The sequence below is a fragment of the Sinorhizobium numidicum genome (assembly GCF_029892045.1).
In the GTDB taxonomy this organism is placed as follows: Bacteria; Pseudomonadota; Alphaproteobacteria; order Rhizobiales; family Rhizobiaceae; genus Sinorhizobium; species Sinorhizobium numidicum.
Genome location: NZ_CP120368.1, coordinates 3564871 through 3587668, shown reverse-complemented (window position 1 = coordinate 3587668; position 22798 = coordinate 3564871). Strand labels below are relative to the sequence as shown.

The following is a 22798-nucleotide window of genomic DNA, read 5'->3' as shown; positions in this document are numbered from 1 at the left end:
TTCGGGAGTTCCTCCAATGACAATCCGTCGCCATGTGCTTGCGGGCATCGCCGCAGCCCTTGCCGTTCCATTCGCATTCTCCGTGCCCGCAGCCGCGAGCGACCTGCCGGATCTCGGCGGCCGGACGGTTGTCGTCGTGACGGAGAATGCCTATCCGCCGCTGCAGTTCGTCGATCCCAAGACCGGCCAAGCGATCGGCTGGGAATATGATGCGATGAACGAGATCGCCAAGCGGCTGAACTTCAAGCTCGAATACCAGAACACGAGCTGGGACGCGATGATTCAAGCGGTTTCCGACGGTCAATACCAAATCGGCATGACCGGGATTACCATCAAGGACGACCGCAAGGAGAAGGTCGATTTCTCCGATCCCTACATGCGGTCGCAGCAGTTCATGCTGGTGCGCGGCGACGAAACCCGCTTCAAAGACGCCAAGAGCTTTGCGGCGGTCGAGGATGCGCTTATCGGCGCCCAGCCCGGCACCTCGCCTTTCTACACCGCGGTCTATGAGATCCTCGACGGCAACGAGCAGAACCCGCGCATCAAGCTGTTCGAGACCTTCGGAGCGACGGTGCAGGCGCTGAAGGCCGGCGACGTCGATCTTGTCTTGACCGACAGCGTTGCCGCCAAGGGCTATGTCGATTCGTCCGAAGGCGCCCTCAAGGTCGTCGGCGAGCCGCTCGGCACCGAGGATTTCGGCTTCATCTTCCCGAAGGGCTCCGACCTTGTTGCTCCGATCAACGCCGCCATCAAGGCGCTGAAGGAGGACGGCACGTTCGACGCGCTTAATAAGAAGTGGTTCCTCGACTACAAGATGGGCGGCTGATGGCGAACAATGGCGCCGGTTAAATCATCCGACACTTCCGAGAAGGGCGACTATCCCTGGTGGCTGGTCGCCCTTCTCGCCATCGCCGTGGTGCTTGCCGCGGTGATCGTCACCAACGACATTTTCACCCAGGTCTTCACCGTCGTTCTCAAGGGTATCAGTGTCACGGTGTTCGTGACGCTGACGGGCTTCGCGCTGGCGACGGTGCTCGGCCTCGGCATCGCGCTGATGGCGCTTTCCGAGCACGTCGCGCTGCGCCAGATCGCGCGCTTCTACACCGAAGTCATCCGCGGCGTGCCGATCCTCGTGCTGCTCTTCTACATCGCCTTCGTCGGCGCGCCGGCGCTGGTGGTGGCGGCGAATTTCCTGGCAGCACCCTTCATTACGGCGGGCTGGATGGAGCCGCTCGTGGTTCGCGACGTGTCGCTGATGTGGCGGGCGATCCTGGCGCTGATGATCGGCTATTCCGCTTTCATCGCCGAAGTCTTTCGCGCCGGCATCCAGTCGGTCGACAAAGGGCAAGTGGAGGCGGCCAAGGCGCTCGGGCTCTCGCGCTATCAGCGCTTTCGCCTCGTCGTCTTTCCGCAGGCGATCCGCGTCATCCTGCCGCCGCTCGGCAACGACTTCGTGGCTATGGTCAAGGATTCCTCCCTCGTCTCCGTGCTCGGCGTCGCCGACATTACCCAGATGGGCAAGATCTATGCCTCCGGTTCCTTTCGCTTCTTCGAAACCTATTCCATCGTCGCCTACATCTATCTCATCCTGACGATCGGCCTTTCGCTTGGCTTACGAGGGCTCGAGCGGCGGCTGAGACGGTCGGAGGCGCGGTGAGGGCGTCATCTCGCCGATTGCCGAACGGTCGAAAAATTGATATGAGCACGGCCATGGAATCCAAATTCGGATGTCGTGAGCAGAAAATCGTCGTGCTGCAGGACCACAAGCGTCTGCCGGCACGCTTTTTCGCGCGCGTCTCCGGCGCGCTCACCAGCCGCCTATCCTGATCGTTTGACCGATCAGTGTTCCGGCCGCATTGCCGCCGGCTTTTCCCATACTCTGAAAATTCGATGGATATTTCGCCATGAGCGCACCGCGTACCCTCTATGACAAGATCTGGGACGACCATCTGGTCAGCAGCCAAGATGACGGTACCTGTCTTCTCTACATCGACCGTCACCTCGTGCACGAGGTGACGAGCCCGCAGGCCTTCGAAGGCCTGCGCATGACCGGCCGCAAGGTCCGCGCGCCGGAAAAGACGCTGGCGGTCGTCGACCACAACGTGCCCACCTCGCCGGACCGTCACCTCGGCATCAAGAACGAGGAGAGCCGCATCCAGGTCGAGGCGCTTGCCAGGAACGCTGCCGATTTCGGCGTCGAGTATTATTCCGAGAATGACAAGCGCCAGGGCATCGTCCACATCGTCGGCCCTGAGCAGGGCTTCACCCTGCCCGGCATGACGATCGTCTGCGGCGACAGCCATACCTCGACGCACGGTGCTTTCGGGGCGCTGGCGCATGGCATCGGCACGTCTGAAGTGGAGCATGTTCTGGCGACGCAGACGCTGATCCAAAAGAAGGCGAAGAACATGCTGGTGCGTGTCGACGGCCAATTGCCGCCGGGCGTTACCGCGAAGGACATCATTCTCGCCATTATCGGCGAAATCGGCACCGCCGGCGGCACCGGCCACGTCATCGAGTTTGCCGGCGAGGCGATCCGCTCGCTATCGATGGAAGGCCGCATGACCGTCTGCAACATGACGATCGAAGGCGGCGCGCGCGCCGGCCTGATCGCACCGGACGAAACGACCTTCGCCTATATCAAGGACAAGCCGCGCGCGCCGAAGGGCAAGGCCTGGGACATGGCGCTCGAGTATTGGAAGACGCTGCACACGGACGAAGGCGCCCATTACGACCGCGTCGTGGTGCTCGACGCCGCCAACCTGCCGCCGATCGTCTCCTGGGGTTCTTCGCCGGAAGACGTCGTTTCGGTTCAGGGGGCCGTTCCGAATCCGGATGACATCCAGGACGAGACGAAACGCACTTCGAAGTGGCGTGCGCTCGACTATATGGGCCTCAAGCCGGCTACCAAGATCACCGATATCGCCATCGACCGGGTCTTCATCGGTTCCTGCACCAACGGCCGCATCGAGGATCTGCGCGCCGTCGCCAAGGTTGTCGAGGGCCGCAAAGTTGCCCCGACCGTCTCGGCGATGATTGTGCCGGGCTCGGGCCTCGTCAAGGAGCAGGCCGAAGCGGAAGGTCTCGACAAGATCTTCAAGGAAGCCGGCTTCGACTGGCGCGAACCCGGCTGCTCCATGTGCTTGGCGATGAACGACGACCGGTTGAAGCCGGGCGAGCGCTGTGCGTCCACGTCCAACCGCAACTTCGAAGGTCGCCAAGGCTTCAAAGGACGCACGCATCTCGTTTCGCCGGCGATGGCGGCCGCGGCAGCAATCGCCGGCCACTTCGTCGATATCCGCGAGTGGAAATAAGCCGGTTCGAGCTTTTCCGGCGTTTAGGGCCGCCCTTCGGGGCGGTTTTTTTTATTGCCTACAGCATGTCCGACTACTGCATGGTTCCTTAAATTGGAACCGATTTAAGGATAAAACCATGCAGCAATCAAAGTGTTACAGCGACCTTGTGCGTCTGAAAAAACGCACGGCGCTGCAATCGCTGCAAGTGCTTCTCTGACGAGACAAGCGCCAGCAAGGGTGCGACAATGATGGTCTATTGATTGGTTTCCTCCCCTACGAAGAACTTCCATGCCCGGAAACGACCCGCCACGAACACGCCGCCTGATGCTGCTCCGCCATGCCAAATCGGCTTGGCCGGAGGGCGTTGCCGATCATCGCCGCCCGCTTGCCGGGCGCGGACGAAAGGCAGCGCCGATCATGGGGGCCTACATGGCTAAGCAAGGGTTGGTCCCGGATCTCGCGTTGATCTCGACGGCGCGGCGCGCCCAGGAAACCTGGGATCTCGTCGCGGAGGCGCTGCCGCGCAGCATTGCCGCGCGCGACGCCGTCGGAATTTACGAGGTTGCCGCCGCGGCCATTCTTGAGGTCATTCGCACGGTGGAACCGTCGGTGCGCAATCTTCTTCTCGTGGGACATAATCCGGGCTTGGCGGATCTTGCGCTGCTCCTCGCCGGTAGCGGCGATCCGCCGGCTATAGAGCGCCTGCGGGAAAAATTTCCGACGGCAGGGCTCGCCGTGCTGGATTTCGACAGCGAGCAATGGTCGGACGTTTCGCCCGGCGACGGCCGTCTCGTTCGGTTCGTCACACCGCGCATGCTTGACGGGTGAACTGACCATGAGCCGCCTGTCAGATGACCCTGACCGGCATTCCCCGGCGCATATACCGGATGAGCCGTTTCATCGCCGGCAGGCTGACGGCGATGCAACCCTGCGTCGGCTCGTAGCCCGGGCGAATGAGGTGGAAGAAGATCGCAGAACCGGCGTGTCGCCGCCTGGACGAGATATTCCAGTCCATCACAAGACAGACGTCGTAAAGTCCGTCCTCCCGCATCATCGACTCATGGCTGGCGGGGAAGGGAGCCTTGACCGGGCGATTGTATGAAGCGTGCCGTGGCGCATCGCACCAGAGCATGTCTTGGCGTATTGTCCGCATAGGCAGGCGGGTCGGCGGCAAGGAGACGCGGTCGCGGCGCACGTAGCCGCCGATCAGCTTCATTGCCGCGCGTGGCGTCGCGCCGTCGCCTTCGCGCTTTACCGCCGTGATGCCACTTCGCCCGATCGCCGCCTGTTCGGTTCTGCCTCCGAAGCTGATAAGCGCGCGCTTGCGGTCTCTCGGAGCTGCTCTTACGATGATCATGGATTTTTTCGATCTTACTCCCGACGTTTTCTTGCGCATGATTCTCACAGATTTTTGCGTTGCCCGTGATCTTGAGACAACCATAAGCACGGTTGCATATATAACAACGTTGAACGGCGGCCGCGCTTTGCCAAGGGCGGCATTTGAGCTAGTTTGAATCAGGAAACAAACAGGAATTGTCCCATGGCGACTCGCACGATCCTCCTTGTCGATGACGACAATGACCTGCGTGAGACATTGATAGAGCAGCTTTCTCTTTACGAGGAGTTCGATCTGCTGCAGGAGGCGACCGCCGGAAAAGGCATCCAGGCGGCGCGCGCCCATCAGGTCGACCTCTTGATCATGGACGTCGGTCTGCCGGACATGGACGGGCGCGAGGCGGTAAAGCTCCTGCGCAAAGGCGGGTTCAAGGCGCCGATCATCATGCTCACCGGTCACGACACCGATTCGGATACGATTCTCGGGCTCGAAGCCGGCGCCAACGACTATGTGACGAAGCCCTTCCGTTTTGCAGTGCTGCTTGCCCGCATCCGCGCGCAGCTTCGCCAGCACGAGCAGAGCGAGGATGCAACCTTCAGTGTCGGCCCCTATACCTTCAAGCCGAGCCAGAAGCTCCTGACCATGGAGAACGGCCAGAAGATACGCCTGACCGAGAAGGAGGCGGCGATCATTCGTTATCTCTATCGCGCCGATCAGAAGGTGGTCACCCGCGACGTCCTGCTCGAGGAGGTATGGGGCTACAATTCCGGGGTTACGACGCATACGCTCGAAACGCATGTCTACCGGCTGCGCCAGAAAATCGAGCGTGACCCTTCCAATGCGGAGATTTTGGTGACAGAGAACGGCGGCTACAAGATCGTTCCGTAACGGGAGATTCGCCGCTTGGGGCTCAACGACGACATCGCGCTTTTGTCCAACGTGTCGCTCTTCGCCGATATCGGCGAGGACAAGCTGCGGCTGATCGCTTTCGGCGCGGAGCGCCGCCGGGTGCCGAAGGGGCATGAGCTTTTCCGCGAAGGGGCGCCGGCCGATTGCGCCTACGCCGTTGCAGCCGGCAGCTTTTCGCTTTCGAAGGCGGAGGCCGACGGCCGGCCACAGCCCGTCACCACCGTCGGCCGCGGTGCACTCCTGTCCGAGCTGGCGTTGATTTCCATGGTCGAGCGCAAGTTCACCGCGACCGCCGACGAAGACAGCGAAGTGATCCGCATCAACCGGCCGCTTTTCCGCCGGATGCTGGAAGAGTATCCGGAGGTTACCGCAATGGTGGAAGCCCGCATCCGCGAGAACCTGCAGGCGATGATCCGCCGCGTCGAGGCGCTCGCCGGGCGTTTTGCATAAAGTGAGCGCGCATCAATTTTGCCTCTCATCCGCCTGCCGGTACCTTCTCCTCGTTTGACGGGAGAAGGTGGAAGCGGCACCTCCGAGGTCAAAAAACCCCTCTCCCCCCGCGTGCGGGGAGAGGTTGGGGAGGAGTAGCCCCACGCTGGGAAGCGCCCTGTGCGCGCCCGCTCCACCGCCTCAGCGCGACGCGCAGCAGCAGTTCAGAGCTCGAAATGCGCGATCACCGGGACATGGTCGGAGGGGCGTTCCCAGCCGCGCGCCTCGCGCAGGATGTCGACACGAATGAGCTTTGGTGCGAGATCGGCGGAGGACCAGATGTGGTCGAGCCTGCGGCCGCGGTCGACGGCCGTCCAGTCCTTCGCCCGATAGCTCCACCAAGTGTAGAGTTTTTCGGGCGGCGGCGCGTGCTGGCGCATCAGGTCGACCCAGGCGCCGCCGGTCATCACCGAGATCAGGCCCTCCGTCTCGATCGGCGTATGGCTGACGATCTTCAGAAGCTGCTTGTGCGACCAGACGTCGTCCTCGAACGGCGCGATGTTGAGGTCGCCGACCAGGATCGACGAGACGCCAGCCTCCGCTTCGGCATGCAGGAGCTTCATTTCATCGACGAAGTCGAGCTTGTGTCCAAATTTGGGGTTGATCGTGCGATCCGGCTCGTCGCCGCCGGCCGGCACATAGAAGTTGTGCAGCCGAATTCTCTTGTCGCCGACCTCAAAGACCACGGAAAGATGGCGCGCGTCGCCGACGCCGCAATAGTCGCGGCGATCGGAAAGCTCATGCAGCGGCAGGCGCGAGACGGTTGCCACGCCGTGATAACCCTTCTGACCGTGCATCTCGATATATTTATAGCCGAGCGCCTTGAGCGACGACGACGGGAACTGGTCGTTCGGGCACTTGGTTTCCTGTAGGCAGAGGACATCCGGCTGCCATTGCTCGAGGAAATGCTCCACCAGCGGCATGCGCAGACGGATGGAGTTGATATTCCACGTGGCTATGGACAGAGCCATTCGTCATTCTCCTGGAGATGTTATCCGGTGGTGGGAGCGTGATGATGCGCCCGGCAACGCGTGGCGTTTTAAGCAGGTCCAGCGCCGGTCGGCAAGACATGAAAAGGCCGCCCGGAGGCGGCCTATGTCGGACGGTCTTGGCTTTGTCCGTCAGCCGCCTTTTCTATTCCGCACTTCGTCATAAGGGATGCGGAAGACCTTGTCGTCCAGTTCCATCCCGGTTCGAACGTTGAAGATCATCACCGAGGTGTCCTTCTTCTGCGCATCGGTAATTGTCCACTGCCGGAGGTCATAGGTCTTCCGGTCGAACATCATCGTGATCGTCGAATCGCCGAAGATCGACCGATCCCCGAGAACGATGGTGATGAGGTCGGATTCCTCCCGAACGTCACGCACCATCCTGCTGCTAAGGTCGATCCTCTCGCTGAGCAGCAGGTTGAGCGGCGTCTTCGACAGCGGGTAGATATCCCACGTCTTCAGCTTCATGTTGCCGATGACGACGGACCTGCCGTCGGCGATCACCCGCATCGGCGAGGGGGCTTCATAGTTGAAGCGGATTCGTCCGGGCCGACGGATGTAGAACTTGCCGCCCGTCTGTTCGCCGCGCGGGCCGAACTGCACAAACTCGCCCGCCATCGTCTTCACCGACGAAAAATGATCGGCGATCTTCTGGGCGGTGCCGGACGCCTGCGCCGACGCCTGCTTCACGTCTATCGTCGTGCCGGCCATGCCCGCGAGAGCCGCCAGGCCGCAAACGAAGACGCGCCGCGAGATTGCCCGATTGCTGCCGTCGCCGGTTCTTGTCTCTGTCATCGCAGTCTCCTTCATTTCATGATCATTTGGAGAGCAAGTGGGGCGTCTTCAAGGCGTTGTCCGATGCCGTAATCGCCTGGTTCTCAAATGACCGTTATCAGGCCGCCACCCTCGCGGCGGGTGCGGCAGGGGGCCGGCCTTACCGGCCCGTGATGTCCTCTTCGGTCGGCACCAGGATCTCGCGCTTGCCGGCGTGATTCGCGGGTCCGATGATGCCTTCCTGTTCCATGCGCTCGATCAGCGAGGCGGCACGATTATAGCCGATCCCCAGGCGGCGCTGCACGTAGGAAGTCGAGGCCTTGCCGTCGCGCAACACGATCGCCACCGCCTGGTCGTAAGGATCGTCGGAATCGGCAAGATTCGAAGTGCCGGCCGGTCCGCCGCCCTCGTTCTCCTCGTCGTCATCCTCGGTGATCGCGTCGAGATATTGGGGCACGCCCTGGGTCTTGAGGTAGGCGACGACTTCCTCGACTTCCGTATCGGAGACGAAGGGACCGTGGACACGCTGGATGCGTCCGCCGCCGGCCATGTAGAGCATATCGCCCATGCCGAGCAGTTGCTCTGCCCCCTGTTCGCCGAGGATGGTGCGGCTGTCGATCTTCGAGGTGACCTGGAAGGAAATACGCGTCGGGAAGTTCGCCTTGATCGTGCCGGTGATAACGTCGACCGATGGGCGCTGCGTTGCCATGATGACGTGGATGCCGGCGGCGCGGGCCATCTGCGCCAGCCGCTGCACCGCGCCCTCGATATCTTTGCCGGCGACCATCATCAGATCGGCCATCTCGTCGATGATCACGACGATATAGGGCATCGGCGAAAGGTCGAATTCCTCCGTCTCGTAGACCGCCTCGCCCGTCTGGCGGTCGAAGCCGGTCTGGACGGTGCGGGTGATCGCCTCGCCCTTGGCAAGCGCCTGTTCGACGCGGGTATTGAAGCCGTCGATGTTGCGGACGCCGATCTTCGACATCTTCTTGTAGCGCTCTTCCATTTCGCGCACGGTCCATTTCAGCGCGACCACCGCCTTCTTCGGATCGGTGACAACCGGCGAGAGCAGGTGCGGAATGCCGTCATAGACGGAGAGCTCGAGCATCTTCGGATCGATCATGATGAGGCGGCATTGGTCTGGCCGCAGGCGGTAAAGCAGCGACAGGATCATCGTGTTGATCGCCACCGACTTGCCCGAGCCGGTGGTGCCGGCGACGAGCAGATGCGGCATCTTGGCGAGATCGGCGACGACCGGTTCGCCGCCGATCGTCTTGCCGAGCGCCATGGCCAGCTTGGCCTTCGTCGTCTCGAAGTCACGCGAGCCGATCAGTTCGCGCAGATAGACCGTCTCGCGCCGCTGGTTCGGCAGCTCGATGCCGATGGCGTTGCGGCCCGGCACGACAGCGACGCGGGCCGCGATCGCGCTCATCGAGCGGGCGATGTCGTCGGCGAGGCCGATGACGCGGGAGGACTTGATGCCGGGCGCCGGCTCCAGTTCGTAGAGCGTGACGACCGGGCCAGGGCGGACATGGATGATCTCCCCCTTGACGCCGAAGTCCTCGAGCACGCCTTCGAGCATGCGGGCGTTCTGCTCGAGCGCGTCGGCCGAGAGGGAGGCATCGCGGGTGACGTTCTTCGGCTCCGCAAGGAAATGCATCGGTGGGAGCGTGAAATCGCCGTCCTCGTCGACAAAGGAGCGTTGCGCCTCGCGTTCGATACGCTGGCCGCCCTTCGGCCGCGGCGCTGGCGAGAGAACGCGCGATCCCGGGTTCGCGATCGTCGGCTTCGGCGGCGCGGCCCTCGGCGCCCAGTCGGCGGCAACGTCGTCTTCGTCATCCTCCGGCAGGATGCCGGCAGGGCGCGGCTCGTCCATATCGAAGGGCAGATCGTCGTCTTCGTCGGCCATGATCGGCGGCGGCGTCACGACGCGGCGATCCGGCCGACCGAGCGATGGCTCGATGCGATCGGCGGCCGCGAGCGGTTTCGGCCGGGCAGGCTCGTTCAACGTGCCGAATTCGTCATTGTTGAAGTCGTAAGGTTCATCGTACTCGCGCCTGGTGGTGCGCGTGCCGCTCATGCCGAAGGCGCGGCGCAGCCGGGCCTGTGCCGTGAAGCGCATATGAGCGAGCGACCCCATCAGCAGCGTGAAAGGTCCTCCCTCGTCCTCTTCATCGAGTTCGTCGCGGATCGTGCGTGCCTTGCTGGGGGCGGCTTGCGGTGCCGGCTCTTCCTCTTCCTCCTCGCTCACCCCTATGAGGCCGGCGCTGTAGATCAGGCACCAGGCGGCCGGCGCGGCAAAAAGGCAGGCGAGAGTGGTCGCGAAAGTCCCGGTCGGGAAGGCGCCGGTGAAAAGCGCCGGAAACCGCAGGATCATATCGCCAAAAACACCGCCGAGGCCATTCGGCAGCGGCCAGGTAATGGGCGCCGGTACACAGCTCAGCGCTGCGCTTGCCAGCACCGAGCCGACGAACCAGAGGCCCAGCCGCTTGAAAATCTTGTCGAAGGGTTTGCCGCCAATCAGAACGAGGGCCCAGGCGACGGCCGGCAGCAGCGCCACCACACTTGCCAGGCCAAAGAACTGCATGAAGACATCGGCAAAGGTGGCCCCGGCGTAGCCGAGCACGTTGGTCGGTTCGTCCGAGGTCGCATAGGAGAAGCTCGGATCGGAAACGTTCCATGTCGACAGCGCGGCGACGGCAAGCGCCAGCGCGGCGAACAGGCCAAAGCCCGCCAGCGAGGCGATCTGGCGCCAAACGAAGGTGCTTAGCACGAACCCGTTGGAACGGCTGTCAAGCGTTGCGGGATTGCTTCTGCTCATGTTTGCCTGTTGCCCGTCTCGATCTCCTGGAGCGCCACCGTTCGTGATAAACCGTGAGGAACATTCCAGCTCTTGGATTCCGGAACATCCTGTCCGCCTTGTTCGGCGCGGAAGCGAGATGCTCCGGGCACATTGCGTGCCATGGAATCAACCTAAGCGGAGTACGGTTAATGCGACATTAACCATGCGCGTGTGTTCGCAAAATAGCGGAAGGGGAATGTCGTCGGGCAAAAAAATGCCCGGATCGCGAGGATCCGGGCTAAGGGCGATCCGCAAGATACGGACCGCGACGGGACTGTTGGCGGCGCCGTTCGGCGCCGCGATGCGCTTAGCTGGTGTGATAGGCAGCTTCGCCGTGCGAGGACAGGTCGAGGCCTTCGCGTTCCGCTTCGACCGTGACGCGCAGGCCGACGACCGCATCGACCACCTTGAAGAGGATGGCGGAACCGATTGCGGACCAGAGGACGGTGACGAGAACGCCCTTGAGCTGGGCCCAGACCTGCGTCGCCGTACCCGCATAGCCGGCGGCAAAGTCGGCCGTGGAGTAATCGACGATGCCTGCGCCGCCCAGAGCCGGGTTGACGAGGATGCCGGTTGCGATGGCGCCGAGGATGCCGCCGACGCCGTGAATGCCGAACACGTCAAGGCTGTCGTCGTAGTTGAACTTGTTCTTCACCACATCGACGAAGAAGTAGCAGACCGGCGAGACGACGAGGCCGAGGACGATCGCGCCCATCGGGCCGGCGAAGCCGGCAGCCGGCGTGACGGCAACGAGACCGGCAACGGCACCGGATGCGGCGCCGAGCATGGAAGCCTTGCCGCGAACCAGCGTTTCAACCACGGCCCAGGAGATGATCGCCGCTGCGGTTGCCAGGAAGGTGTTGATCATGGCGAGTGCAGCGTAGGCATTGGCTTCGAGGTTGGAGCCGGCATTGAAGCCGAACCAGCCGACCCACAGCAGCGAGGCGCCGACCATGGTGAGCGTCATCGAATGCGGCGCCATGATCTCCTTCTTGTAGCCCACGCGCTTGCCGAGCAGGATCGCGCCGACGAGACCAGCGATGCCGGCATTGATGTGGACGACGGTGCCGCCGGCGAAGTCGATCGCGCCGAAGGAGAAGATCAGGCCGGTCGGGGCCGTATAGGCGCTCGGGCCGCCCCAGAACCAGACCATGTGGGCGATCGGGAAATAGACGAAGGTGACCCAGAGGATGACGAACAGCATGACGGCCGAGAACTTGATGCGCTCGGCGAAGGCGCCGACGATAAGCGCTGGCGTAATACAGGCGAAGGTCATCTGGAAGACGACGAAGACGTATTCGGGAATGAAGACGCCCTTGGAGAAGCTTTCCGCAAGTGTCGTCGTATCGACACCGGCAAGGAACATCTTGGAGAAGCCGCCGACGAAGGAGTTGAGCGAACCGCCGTCCGTGAAGGCCAGCGAATAGCCGTAGGTGACCCAGATGATCATCACCACGGCGGTGATCATCAGAACCTGCATCAGCACCGACAGCATGTTCTTGGCGCGCACGAGGCCGCCATAGAAGAGCGCAAGTCCGGGGACGGTCATCAACAGCACGAGGATGGTCGACAACAGCATCCAGGTGGTGTCGCCCTTATCCGCAACCGGCGTTGCGGCAACGGCCTGGGCTGCAGCAGGCGCCGTCTCCTGGGCCAAGGCGACGACCGGCGCGAGCAGGGCGGCAGCAAATGCGCCCACACGCCCGAGAGAGATGGAAAGTTTAAATGATGACATCGAGAAATGCTCCCTGAACGGCGTGGCTTACAACGCTTCTGTATCGGTTTCGCCGGTGCGGATGCGCACGGCGTGGTCAATCGAATAGACGAAGATCTTGCCGTCGCCGATCTGGCCGGTCTTCGCGGCCGAGGCGATGGCTTCGACGGCCTTGTCGACGATCTCCGACGGAACTGCGATCTCGATTTTCAGCTTCGGCAGAAAGCTCACGGCGTATTCGGTGCCGCGGTAGATTTCGGTGTGTCCCTTCTGGCGGCCGTAGCCCTTCACTTCGGTCACGGTCAAACCCTGAATGCCAACGGCAGTGAGGGCTTCGCGAACCTCATCGAGCTTGAACGGCTTGATAATGGCCATCACAATTTTCATCGGTTTTCCATCCTTGTCTGCCTCCGGCAGGAGGCCGTCTCTCCTTGCTGCTGAGCGCGTGAAGCGTCAGGCAACCGGAAAGCTACATTCAAGGGGCGTGCCAGATTCGATGAGGTGGGTTAAGTCACGGAAAAGACATGGAAAAAGCCCATTCCGCTAAGGTCCTGCCGCGGAATGCTAAAAAATCGCCAATCCTTTCGATTAAAAAATGGGCAAAAATAAAATTTTGACTGTTTTTTATTCAGTTGCCTTTTTACGGATCAGCCCTTCCTGCGCCACGGATGCAATCAGCACGCCTGAGCGATCGAACAGGCTGCCGCGGGTCATGCCGCGAGCGCCATGGGCACTTGGACTATCCTGCGTGTAAAGCAGCCAGTCGTCCATCTTGCAGGGCCGGTGGAACCACATGGCGTGATCGAGGCTGGCGACCTGCAGGTTGCGGTCGAAGACCGAGGTTCCGTGCGCATAGAGCGACGTGTCGAGGAGCGTCATGTCGGAGATATAGGCAAGCACGGCCGCTTGCAGATGCCGCTCGTCCGGCACGGCGCCGACGGCCTTGACCCAGACGTCCTGGGTGGGCTGCAGCGTGTCGCGCGAGAAATAGTGTTGCAGCGACACCGGCCGGATTTCGATCGGTCGCGGCCGCTCCCAGTAGCGGCGAATCGCTTCGGGCGCATGGATGAGGAATTTTTCCTTCAGTTCCTGCTCGCCCGGCAAAGTTTCCGGCATCGGCACGTCTGGCATGAAGAACTGGTGCTCGAAACCGTCCTCGTCATATTGGAAGGAGGCCGACATCGCGAAAATCGCCTTACCATGCTGGATCGCGACGACGCGCCGCGTCGCGAAACTCGATCCGTCGCGGATGCGGTCGACCTCATAGATGATCGGGACGGAAGGATCGCCCGGCCGCATGAAATAGGCGTGCAGCGAATGGACGTAGCGCCCTTCGTCGACGGTGCGCTGCGCCGCTACCAGCGCCTGGCCTATCACCTGGCCTCCGAAGACGCGCTGCCAGCCGACCTGCGGACTGCGACCCCGGAACAGGTTTTCCTCCAGCTTTTCAAGATCGAGCGTGGCAAGAAGCGTGTCCATGGGTGGCCTGGGTGTTTCTGCGGGGCGCGACATTTTCGGCGGTCTCCGATGGTAGGAACGGCGATGGCATTGATCTATATAGGCATCGAAGGATGCTCAAGTGTGACGGGAGACAGGCGGATGATCGATGTATTGATTGCCGGAGGCGGCTACGTCGGTCTGTCGCTCGCGGTATCCCTGAAAAAAGCGGCGCCGCATCTTCAGGTAATGGTCGTCGACGGCGCGCCGGAAGGCGCCTGGGAAAAGGACGAACGGGCTTCCGCCGTCACTGCGGCCGCCGAGCGGATGCTCGACGTGCTCGGGATTTGGGAGGCGATTGCGGCCGAGGCCGAGCCGATCCTGCGCATGGTGATCACCGATTCGAAAGCGGCCGATCCGGTCCGCCCGGTGTTCCTCACCTTCGAGGGCGACGGCGGCGATGGACGCCCCTTCGCCTATATGGTGCCGAACACGGCCTTGGTCGGTGCCCTGCGCGACGCCTGCAAGGACTTCAGCATACCCGTCCGGCAAGCGAAAATGGTCGAGAGCTTCAAGAGCGGCGACCACGCGGTCGCTATCACGCTCGCCGGCGGCGAAGGGTTGGAGGCGCGCCTGCTGGTCGCCTGCGACGGCGTTCGCTCCAAGCTGCGCGAGGCAGCCGGGATCAAGGTCGTCGAGTTCGATTATGGCCAATCGGGCATCGTGACGACGGTCGAGCACGAGCGGCCGCATGGAGGGACCGCCGAGGAGCATTTCCTGCCCGCTGGACCCTTCGCGACCTTGCCGCTCAAGAACAACCGCTCCTCGCTCGTCTGGACCGAAGGCACCCACGACGCCGAGCGCCTCGTCAAGGGCGACGACTTTCTTTTCGACGAGGAGCTGGAGCGTCGCTTTGGCCACAAGCTCGGCCATCTCAAGGTCGTCGGCGGCCGCCGGGCATTTCCGCTCGGGCTTACGCTTGCCCGCGACTTTGTCGCGCCCCGCTTCGCACTTGCGGGCGATGCTGCACATGGCATCCACCCGATTTCCGGCCAAGGCCTCAATCTCGGCTTCAAGGATGTGGCGGCGCTCGCCGAGACTATCGTCGAAGCGGATCGTCTCGGTCTCGACATCGGCTCGCTCGCGGTTCTCGAGCGCTATCAGACCTGGCGGCGTTTCGACACCTTTCGCATGGGGGTGACGACGGACGTCCTCAACCGGCTGTTCTCCAACGATATCACTCCCGTGAGGATCGCCCGGGATATCGGCCTCGGCCTTGTCGATCGCCTTCCGTCGCTGAAGAGTTTTTTCATCCGCCAGGCAGCCGGCATTGCCGGCGAAGGGGACCCGCGCCTGCTTTCCGGCCAGCCGATCTAGGTAAAGGGCGGACCGCCTGTTAAGGCCGAAAGCGCGAGCGCTCAGTCTTCGATCTTGCGTGCTTCCGAGACCAGCATGATGGGCACGCCGTCGCGGATCGGGTAGGCAAGGCGGGCCTTTTCGGAGATGAGTTCATTGGCCTCCGCGTCATAGCTGAGCCGGCCCTTCGTCAAAGGGCAGACAAGCAGTTCGAGAAGTTTCGGATCGACCTTGCTGGCATTGACGTCCATGGCTTTGCCGCTCATTGCAAAATATTGTCGAGATCGCCGAAATTGCGGGCGAGCACGATCTCGGTGATCGCGATCAGCGTTTCGGCGCGCGTCTTCAGATCAGGGGCTTCCAGCAGCGCCTGTTTTTCCGCCGGGCCGAAGGGCGACATCATCGCCATCGAATTGACCAGCGTGCGATTGCTTGCGCGTTCCACGCTTTCCCAGTCCGCTTCCAGCTTGTTGGCGTCCAGATAGGCCCGGAAGGCGGCCAGAAGCGCCTCCCGGTCGACAAGGCTTTCATCATCCGGATTTTCGAGATCGGTCGCGAAGGGACCAATGCGGAAGCGGCGGTAACCACGGGTACCGGCAACCTCTGCGAAGAGCCGGAAGCGGCAGACGCCGGTGAGCGAGGTGATATAGCGGCCGTCACCCGTTTCCGCGAAAGAGGTGATACGGCCGATACAGCCGACCTGGCACAGCGCCGGCACCGGCGACGGGTCGATGTCGCTGCGCCCCTCGGAGAAGGATGGCTGGACGATGCCGATCAGGCGGTTACCGGCGAGCGCGTCATCGAACATGGCGATGTAGCGCGGTTCGAAGATATTGAGCGGAAGCTGTGCGCCCGGAAGCAGGAGTGCGCCCGTCAGGGGCAACACCGGGAGAATTTCCGGCAAATCCTGCGGACCGAGATAGCGCGCATTTCCGACATGCATTCTGGCAGACCTTGCACTCACAGCGCGCGCCCGCGCCAAACTTGACGCGCAAAGGACGCCGCAACACTTCAGAATCTGCGCATAGCTTACCGCTGATCGCTTCCGATTTTCGGTTTATGCGCTGGCGGGCTGCCGCGCATGCTTTTGCGCAGAGCGCCCGACCATGAAATGGTGCGCCCCTTGAAAATCTCAAGGGCGAAAGGGGTGATCCGGCTGCGGATACGGCCAAAAGCGCCGGCTTTCGGCGCAGCGGCAACGGTCTTCAAGAGAAGAGAATAGACGAAAGCTTGCGTCGGGCGGCAATCGTCGCCGGGTCCTTCGGGCCCCATACCTCGAAGAAGCCGAGGAGCTCGCGCCGGGCGCCGTCGTCGTCAAAGCTCCGGTCGCGCTTCATGATCGTCAGCAGATGCTCGGCAGCGGCAGTCCTATCGCCCTCGACGTTGCGGATCTTGGCAAGCTTCATCCGCGCCGCGTGGTCATCCGGATTGAGTGCGAGTTGGTGCTCGATGGCTGTCGGATCGCCGAGCTTGCGGGCTTCCTCGATCTGGTCGAGCTTTTTGGAGACGGCGCTCACGGCCGCATCCTTGGCCAATTCCTCCGGCAGCTCCGAAAGCGCCTCGCGCGCCTCGGCAAGCTGCCCGACCGCGACCATGCTTTCGAGCATGCCGGCAATCGCAGCGGCATTTTCAGGCTCAGCCTGCAGAACGGCGCCGTAGAGGCCGGCGGCATTCTGCGCATCGCCAGCATCGAGCAGCGCCTTTGCGTCGGCAAGCACGGTTTCGATCTCGGCCTTGCCCTCATCGACAGCAGGACCGGCAATGCGATCGATGAACTGCTTGATCTGGCTTTCGGGTATGGCGCCCATGAAGCCGTCGACCGGGCGTCCGCCGACGAAGGCGATGACGGCCGGAATCGACTGGATGCCGAGCTGGCCGGCGATTGAGGGATGATCATCGATGTTCATCTTGACCAGCTTCACCCGGCCGGCAGCCTCCGTTACCACCTTTTCGATGATCGGAGTGAGCTGCTTGCAGGGGCCGCACCAGGGGGCCCAGAAATCGACGAGAACCGGCTGCTGCCGCGACGCTTCGAGCACGTCGCGGGCGAAGGTGGCGGTGGTCGTCTCCTTGATCAGGTCGCCTGCGGTCGCGGCCTTCGGCGCCGGCTCGCCGAACGAGGCCGAAGCCGTCATCTGATTGCCGAAGGATCCTGCATAGGGATTGTCGCTACCGCTCATTCTTCTCTCCTCGCGGACTTGCCGTCCGACTTAATGCATTCGCGCCAAAGATCGTATGTCAGGCTGTCACTTTCAAGACAAGCGGCTCGTGTCCGGTCGCTTCCATGAAACGCAACAAGTCCTTCGAGGCGATCGAGGTCGTCTGATCGTTCGAGAGCGGATGGCAATTGATCGTGTCGAAAGCCATCAGCGCCTCGTCGAGAATCATCTTCACATTTCCGCCTGTATCGTTGATCGCGCCAAAGGCGGTCACGGCGCCGGGAACCACGCCCAGATATTCCATAAGCTTTTCCGGCTTGCCGAACGAGACCCTGCTCGCCGCGCCAATGATCTGATGCACGGTTTTCAAGTCCACCGTCGCATGCTCCTCGACGGTGAGAAGGAAATAATTGTCCTTTTTATCCTTCACGAACAGGTTCTTTGTATGTCCGCCGGGAATTTCGTCGCGAAGTGCCACCGATTCGGCGACGGTGAAGACGGGCGCGTGGCGCTTCGTACGATGTTCGATATCAAGCTCGTCGAGAAAGCGGAACAGGTCTTCCGCAGTCTTCGGCTGTGCCTCACTCATGCTCCTATCCTTCCTGCTATCGCGTTTTCCGCCCTGCTTTAAGGAGAAGAAGCAGCCTCTGCAATCTTAGACGCGGCGGCAGAGAGCGGAAAACGCGGCGTTTCCGGGGTTTTACCGGAAGCCTGAAAAATTTCTTCGCCTTCCCGCCATTTCCCTGTTGCATTTGAAAAACGCCTAGGCCATATAGCGCCCGTCGCCGCAAGACGACATCCACGGTCCACCGACTACCCCCGGGCCGCGGTCGATGAGCGGGTGTAGCTCAGGGGTAGAGCACAACCTTGCCAAGGTTGGGGTCGGGCGTTCGAATCGCCTCACCCGCTCCAGTTTCTCCTAAACAGGCTGGTTCTCATTCTTCGCAGTGCCCGAGCGTGTACGTCTCGTCGGGGCTTTCTGCATGTTTCCTTAAATCGGACCTGATTTAAGGATAAAAAATACGTAGCAATTCGAAGACCTTTGTACATTTGAAAGAGCGCACGGCGCCGCGGCGATCATCATAACTCGACCCAAACCACAGGAACGTCATCATGCGACAGATGGAATTCCTCGACCGCTACAGTCATTTCGCCGTTGCTGTGCTTCGGATCGTGACGGCATTGATCTTCATGGAACATGGCACGCAAAAGCTGTTCGGCTTCCCAGCCCCGCCTGAGGGCGGGCTGCCGGCGCTCTTCTCCGTGTCGGGGATCGGCGGCATCATGGAATTTGTCGGCGGTCTCCTGATCCTGCTCGGACTGTTCACCCGTCCCGTGGCTTTCCTTCTGGCTGGCGAGATGGCGGTGGCCTATTGGATGGTCCATGCACCGCAAAGCTTCTTCCCGGCTTTGAACGGTGGAGACGCAGCCATTCTTTACTGCTTCGTGTTCCTGCTCCTCGTGTTCACGGGGCCGGGCGCCTGGAGCATCGATAACGCGCTTGGCGCAAAGCGCACCGCTCAGCAATGAGAGCCGCCGCATAGCACGTTGATCGATTCAGCGCGGGACGCTGCGAGAAACCGCGCACAGTCTTTCTCACCCGCGCTGAAGAAGCGCCCCTGTCGGCGTGCAATCGCGCTCGGTCAGCTCTTCATGAAGATGTAATCTGTTTCCTGCCGCAGTGTTTCGCCTGGGCGCAGCACGGCCGTTGGGAAGCCGACGTGGTTGATGGCGTCGGGCCAGATCTGGGTTTCGAGGCAGAAGCCGGCGAAGGGGGCGTAGTAACGGCCGTCGAGGCCCGGCACCGGCACGTCCAGTTTGCTGCCGGTGTAGAGCTGAATGCCGGGTTCTGTCGTCAGCACCTCCATCGACACCCCGGAATTGATGCTGCGCACCAGCGCCACGGATCGTTTCCGCGTCCGTTCCGGCGAGAGGCAGAAATTGTGATCATAGGCGATTTTCTCCCCTTCCACCTGCCGCCGCATTGACGTGATTTCGCGGAGATCGAAGGCGGTGCCGGCAACGGCGCGGATTTCGCCGGTCGGGATCAGCCGCTCGTCCGTCGGAAGGTAATGGTCGGCCGCAATCATGATATCGTGGCCGCGCGCGTCATCTCCGCCGTCGAGATTGAAATAGCTGTGCTGACAGACATTGGCGAGCGTCGGCGCGTCGGTCTGCGATTCGTAGATCACGCTCAGCACGTCGCCGGGCTTCAGCGTGTAGGTGCAGGTGATCGTGCAATTGCCGGGATAGCCGGCGCGTCCTTCGGGGTCAGTGATCCGAAGCGTGACGCTGTCGTCCGCCCGATCGATGATCGTCCAGTTGCGCTTGGCGATGTTATCGCTGCCGCCGTGGAGATGCGTCACGCCCTTTTCGTTCAGGTCGAGCTGATGGGCCTTGCCGTCGAGCGTGAAGCGTCCGCCGCCGATGCGGTTGGCGTTGCGGCCGGGTGTGGCGCCGAAGTAGGGGGAGTGGACGGGATAACTGTCGAAATCCTCGAAACCGAGCACGAGTGGCGGCGCGTGGCCTTCAAGTCTGAGGTCCTGGATCACCGAGCCCCAGGTGATCACCTTCGCCGTCAATCCGCTGCCCCTAAGCGTGATGCGATGGACCTGCTCACCGGAAGGCAGGCGCCCAAAGATTTCCGTGTCCGTGCTCATCTTGTCTCCCCTCTCGCGGGATCATGGAAACATGCGCAGCTTCGTCCGCATCCCGCAACTCAACTCCTGGAACCGGCGGCAACCTGCGTCATTTCCAGCGGTGCGGCAACCGGAAAGTCATACTTTTCTGCGGCGGCGCTAGCGCGTCCGAAAGGCCGCGCCGCAGGTGAATTCAACGGGACGATTTCTTCGTCGCTGCCCTCTGTTCGAGGAAAAAGGGATGAACATTGTTGCGTCTAACGGTCTCCGGTGCCGATCTTCTCCAGCTCGTAAGGCGTCGTCTGGTACATCTCGTTGATCCAGTTGCCGAAGAGGAGATGCGCGTGGCTGCGCCAGCGGTTCTGCGGCGGCAGGCTCGAGTCGTTATGAGGGAAGTAATCGTGCGGCAGCTTGATCGGCACGCCCGCATCCACATCCCGGAAATATTCGTCCGACAACGAAGTCGAATCGTACTCCACATGATTGAACATGTAGAGGCGATTTCCCTTTCTTTCGTGCACGAGACAGACGCCCATCTCCTTCGAGTCCATCAGGATTTCGAGATCCGGCACATGTTCGATATCGGCGCGGCGCACCTCGGTCCAGCGCGAGACCGGGACGGCAAAATCATCCGAAAAGCCGTTCAGATAGACCGACGAGGGTTTTAGGTTCTGGTGACGGTAGACGCCGAACGCCTTTTCCTTCAGCGGATATTTTGGAATGCCATGGAAATGGTAAATCGCCGCCATCGCACCCCAGCAGACGTTCAGCGTCGAATGGACGTTCCTCGCCGTCCAATCGAAGATGCGCTTCAGCTCGTCCCAATAGGTGACGTCCTCGTATTCGAGCGTCTCCACCGGCGCACCGGTGATGATGAAGCCGTCGAACTTGCGGGCTTTCACCTCTTCCCAGGTCTGGTAAAAGGCGAGGAGATGATCCTCGGGCGTGTTCTTAGCGCGGTGCCCGCCGATGCGCACCAGCGACAATTCGACCTGCAGCGGCGAGGCGCCGATCAGCCGGGCCATCTGGATCTCGGTCTTGACCTTGTTCGGCATGAGATTGAGAAGCCCGATCTGAAGCGGACGAATATCCTGGCGGATCGCCATGGTCTCGGTCATCACCCGCACGCCTTCATGCACGAGGGTCTCGAAGGCGGGCAGTGTATCGGGTATCTTGATGGGCATGGGGTCCACTCGATAATAAAAAAAACCGGCGGCGAGATGATCGCGACCGGTCCTCGGAAATCCGTTTTTCCTCGGCCCTTTAGCGATTTCTTTAACGTGGCTGCAAGCCGGCCGGCCAAATCACCACGGATCGTTTGATAGCGCGATCAATGCCGCGCGGTCAACGAAAAAGGATTCACGGCCTCGGGCGTGCGGCGCCATCAGAGGCCAGCCAGGTCATTAGCTGGCTATCGTTTACCAACCAGCCGATGTTTGTTCCCCGCGCGGCTCCTCATTCCGCTGCCGCGACCTTCTCCCCGGTTTCGATTCGACCTAAATCATCGTGATCTAGCCGCGAAACGCCGTGACCTCGATTTCGATCAGCATTTCCGGGCGGATCAGATCGCAGACGATCATCGTCGCGGCCGGGCGGATGTTTCCGAAGGCTTCGCCGAAGATCGGAAAGACCCGATCGGCGAAGCCGGCATCGGTGACATAATAGTGGTTGCGCACCACGTCTGAAAGCGAGAATCCCGCTTGCCTCAGGGCGCCTTCGATCGTCTTCAGGCAGTTGCGTGCCTGTTCCTCGACCGTTTCCGGCATAACCATGGTGGCGTAATCATAGCCGGTCGTACCGGAGACAAAGCACCAGTCGCCCTGAACGACGGCACGCGAATAGCCTGCCGTCTTCTCGAAAGGGGAGCCAGAAGAGATGAGCTTACGCGCCATCGGCGCTCAAGCCCAGGGGCGCGATGCGGCGTTTTGCTTCTCGAAGCTGTCGATGGCGCTTGCCTTCTCCAGCGTCAGACCGATGTCGTCGAGGCCGTTCAGCAGGCAATGGCGCTTGAAGGCGTCGATCTCGAACGTGATCGAACCGCCGTCCGGACCGGTGATTTCCTGCGCTTCGAGGTCGATCGACAGCACGGCGTTGGAACCGCGGTTGGCGTCGTCCATCAGCTTGTCGAGGTCAGCCTGGCTGACCACGATCGGCAGGATGCCGTTCTTGAAACAGTTGTTGTAGAAGATGTCGGCGAACGAAGTCGAAATGACGCAGCGGATGCCGAAATCGAGGAGCGCCCAAGGCGCATGTTCGCGCGAAGAGCCGCAGCCGAAATTGTCGCCGGCGACAAGAATCTTGGCGTTCTGATAGGCCGGCTTGTTGAGAACGAAATCCGGGTTCGGCGAGCCGTCCTCGTTGTAGCGGGCTTCGGCGAAAAGCCCCTTGCCAAGGCCGGTGCGCTTGATCGTCTTCAGGTAATCCTTCGGAATGATCATGTCCGTGTCGATATTGACGACGGGCAGGGGTGCAGCGACGCCGGTGAGCTTGACGAACTTTTCCATGACTTTGGCCTTCGATTTCAGCGGAAATGTTGGGACAGCGTTTAGAGCAGTTTTGCGCCGAAATGAAGGAAAATCTGCGTGTGCGGCCGTGCTGAGGTCGATCACAGATCGATGATCGTACCGCGCCCGTCGTTCCAGATCCGTATCTCGCGTTTGGCTTCGGCCGAATTCGGGCGAGCGCGCGCATGCACCGGCTTCGCATTGAACCTTGCCGCGATGGCGCTGCCGATGGCAACGACGGCGGCGATGCCGGCGAGCGCCAAGGCAAGCGAGGCGGTGAGGACGAAGGCGGCCAGCATGATGGCGATGGCAACGGCCGTGAAGAAAACAGAGCGGATACTTTGCATGAAC

At 61.6% G+C, this 22798-nt stretch carries 24 protein-coding genes, 1 tRNA gene and 1 riboswitch; of the genes, 9 read left to right on the top strand and 16 right to left on the bottom strand.

Going from position 1 to position 22798, the window contains the following annotated elements; all coding sequences use genetic code 11:
- The first annotated feature begins 16 nt into the window (after positions 1-16).
- The 4 genes from PYH37_RS28430 to PYH37_RS28415 all read left to right on the top strand — a co-directional run bounded on the left by PYH37_RS28430 (position 17) and on the right by PYH37_RS28415 (position 4124).
- Positions 17-826 carry a basic amino acid ABC transporter substrate-binding protein gene (locus PYH37_RS28430; protein ID WP_280734828.1) on the top strand — a complete coding sequence of 270 codons (810 nt, stop codon included), beginning with the start codon at positions 17-19 and terminating at the stop codon, positions 824-826.
- Between the two features lie 9 nt (positions 827-835).
- On the top strand, positions 836-1657 hold the full coding sequence (locus PYH37_RS28425) for an amino acid ABC transporter permease (protein ID WP_280734827.1): 822 nt from the start codon (positions 836-838) through the stop codon (positions 1655-1657).
- A gap of 247 nt (positions 1658-1904) precedes the next feature.
- On the top strand, positions 1905-3314 hold the full coding sequence (gene leuC, locus PYH37_RS28420; protein ID WP_280734826.1) for a 3-isopropylmalate dehydratase large subunit: 1410 nt from the start codon (positions 1905-1907) through the stop codon (positions 3312-3314).
- Between the two features lie 270 nt (positions 3315-3584).
- Positions 3585-4124 carry a SixA phosphatase family protein gene (locus PYH37_RS28415; RefSeq protein ID WP_280734825.1) on the top strand — a complete coding sequence of 180 codons (540 nt, stop codon included), beginning with the start codon at positions 3585-3587 and terminating at the stop codon, positions 4122-4124.
- 19 nt (positions 4125-4143) lie between these two features.
- On the opposite strand, the gene PYH37_RS28410 is transcribed toward PYH37_RS28415, so the two are convergent.
- Entirely contained in the window at positions 4144-4692 is a 549-nt protein-coding gene (locus PYH37_RS28410) for a L,D-transpeptidase family protein (protein WP_280734823.1), read from the bottom strand.
- A gap of 144 nt (positions 4693-4836) precedes the next feature.
- Here PYH37_RS28410 and PYH37_RS28405 point away from each other — a divergent pair, with 144 nt between their 5' ends.
- Both PYH37_RS28405 and PYH37_RS28400 read left to right on the top strand, forming a co-directional pair.
- Positions 4837-5520 (top strand): response regulator transcription factor, encoded by a 684-nt coding sequence (locus PYH37_RS28405; protein ID WP_280734822.1) that lies wholly within the window; start codon positions 4837-4839, stop codon positions 5518-5520.
- 15 nt (positions 5521-5535) lie between these two features.
- On the top strand, positions 5536-5991 hold the full coding sequence (locus PYH37_RS28400) for a cyclic nucleotide-binding domain-containing protein (protein WP_280734821.1): 456 nt from the start codon (positions 5536-5538) through the stop codon (positions 5989-5991).
- A gap of 203 nt (positions 5992-6194) precedes the next feature.
- Here PYH37_RS28400 and PYH37_RS28395 read toward each other — a convergent pair whose 3' ends face one another.
- The 6 genes from PYH37_RS28395 to tesB form a co-directional block, all read right to left on the bottom strand.
- Entirely contained in the window at positions 6195-7001 is an 807-nt protein-coding gene (locus PYH37_RS28395; protein ID WP_280734820.1) for an exodeoxyribonuclease III, read from the bottom strand.
- Positions 7002-7151: 150 nt separating this feature from the next.
- Positions 7152-7814 (bottom strand): outer membrane lipoprotein carrier protein LolA, encoded by a 663-nt coding sequence (locus PYH37_RS28390; protein ID WP_280734819.1) that lies wholly within the window; start codon positions 7812-7814, stop codon positions 7152-7154.
- A 139-nt stretch (positions 7815-7953) separates the two neighbouring features.
- Positions 7954-10617: an FtsK/SpoIIIE family DNA translocase gene (locus PYH37_RS28385; RefSeq protein WP_280734817.1), complete on the bottom strand. Its 2664-nt coding sequence runs from the start codon at positions 10615-10617 to the stop codon at positions 7954-7956.
- A 328-nt stretch (positions 10618-10945) separates the two neighbouring features.
- On the bottom strand, positions 10946-12373 hold the full coding sequence (locus PYH37_RS28380; RefSeq protein ID WP_280734816.1) for an ammonium transporter: 1428 nt from the start codon (positions 12371-12373) through the stop codon (positions 10946-10948).
- A gap of 27 nt (positions 12374-12400) precedes the next feature.
- Complete coding sequence (locus PYH37_RS28375) at positions 12401-12739, bottom strand: P-II family nitrogen regulator (protein ID WP_280734815.1); 339 nt, start codon at positions 12737-12739, stop codon at positions 12401-12403.
- A gap of 237 nt (positions 12740-12976) precedes the next feature.
- Complete coding sequence (tesB, locus tag PYH37_RS28370; protein WP_280734814.1) at positions 12977-13864, bottom strand: acyl-CoA thioesterase II; 888 nt, start codon at positions 13862-13864, stop codon at positions 12977-12979.
- Positions 13865-13951: 87 nt separating this feature from the next.
- On the opposite strand from tesB, the gene PYH37_RS28365 reads away from it, so the two are divergent.
- On the top strand, positions 13952-15166 hold the full coding sequence (locus PYH37_RS28365) for a ubiquinone biosynthesis hydroxylase (protein WP_280736000.1): 1215 nt from the start codon (positions 13952-13954) through the stop codon (positions 15164-15166).
- 41 nt (positions 15167-15207) lie between these two features.
- Here PYH37_RS28365 and PYH37_RS28360 read toward each other — a convergent pair whose 3' ends face one another.
- From PYH37_RS28360 to PYH37_RS28345, 4 genes are all read right to left on the bottom strand, one after another.
- Positions 15208-15396 (bottom strand): Trm112 family protein, encoded by a 189-nt coding sequence (locus PYH37_RS28360; RefSeq protein WP_280735999.1) that lies wholly within the window; start codon positions 15394-15396, stop codon positions 15208-15210.
- Positions 15397-15407: 11 nt separating this feature from the next.
- A complete protein-coding gene (locus PYH37_RS28355; RefSeq protein WP_280734813.1) occupies positions 15408-16088 on the bottom strand; it encodes an LON peptidase substrate-binding domain-containing protein in 681 nt (226 codons plus the stop codon).
- 262 nt (positions 16089-16350) lie between these two features.
- Positions 16351-17325 carry a thioredoxin gene (gene trxA, locus PYH37_RS28350; protein ID WP_280734812.1) on the bottom strand — a complete coding sequence of 325 codons (975 nt, stop codon included), beginning with the start codon at positions 17323-17325 and terminating at the stop codon, positions 16351-16353.
- Positions 17326-17383: 58 nt separating this feature from the next.
- Positions 17384-17893: a prolyl-tRNA synthetase associated domain-containing protein gene (locus PYH37_RS28345; RefSeq protein ID WP_280734811.1), complete on the bottom strand. Its 510-nt coding sequence runs from the start codon at positions 17891-17893 to the stop codon at positions 17384-17386.
- Positions 17894-18141: 248 nt separating this feature from the next.
- Between PYH37_RS28345 and PYH37_RS28340 the strand changes: the two genes are divergently transcribed.
- Positions 18142-18216: transfer RNA gene (locus PYH37_RS28340), tRNA-Gly, on the top strand.
- Between the two features lie 201 nt (positions 18217-18417).
- Positions 18418-18834 carry a DoxX family protein gene (locus PYH37_RS28335; RefSeq protein ID WP_280734810.1) on the top strand — a complete coding sequence of 139 codons (417 nt, stop codon included), beginning with the start codon at positions 18418-18420 and terminating at the stop codon, positions 18832-18834.
- Between the two features lie 113 nt (positions 18835-18947).
- On the opposite strand, the gene PYH37_RS28330 is transcribed toward PYH37_RS28335, so the two are convergent.
- The 5 genes from PYH37_RS28330 to PYH37_RS28310 form a co-directional block, all read right to left on the bottom strand.
- Positions 18948-19964 carry an aldose epimerase family protein gene (locus PYH37_RS28330; RefSeq protein ID WP_280734808.1) on the bottom strand — a complete coding sequence of 339 codons (1017 nt, stop codon included), beginning with the start codon at positions 19962-19964 and terminating at the stop codon, positions 18948-18950.
- Between the two features lie 236 nt (positions 19965-20200).
- Positions 20201-21127, bottom strand: a complete 927-nt coding sequence (gene metA, locus PYH37_RS28325; RefSeq protein ID WP_280734807.1) for a homoserine O-acetyltransferase MetA — start codon at positions 21125-21127, stop codon at positions 20201-20203.
- A 59-nt stretch (positions 21128-21186) separates the two neighbouring features.
- A riboswitch (SAM riboswitch) is annotated at positions 21187-21264 on the bottom strand.
- Positions 21265-21454: 190 nt separating this feature from the next.
- Positions 21455-21835 (bottom strand): RidA family protein, encoded by a 381-nt coding sequence (locus PYH37_RS28320; RefSeq protein WP_280734805.1) that lies wholly within the window; start codon positions 21833-21835, stop codon positions 21455-21457.
- Positions 21836-21841: 6 nt separating this feature from the next.
- Positions 21842-22447, bottom strand: coding sequence for a 3-isopropylmalate dehydratase small subunit (gene leuD, locus PYH37_RS28315; RefSeq protein ID WP_280734803.1), 606 nt, complete (start codon positions 22445-22447; stop codon positions 21842-21844).
- Positions 22448-22548: 101 nt separating this feature from the next.
- Entirely contained in the window at positions 22549-22794 is a 246-nt protein-coding gene (locus PYH37_RS28310) for a hypothetical protein (RefSeq protein WP_280735998.1), read from the bottom strand.
- Between the last annotated feature and the right edge of the window lie 4 nt (positions 22795-22798).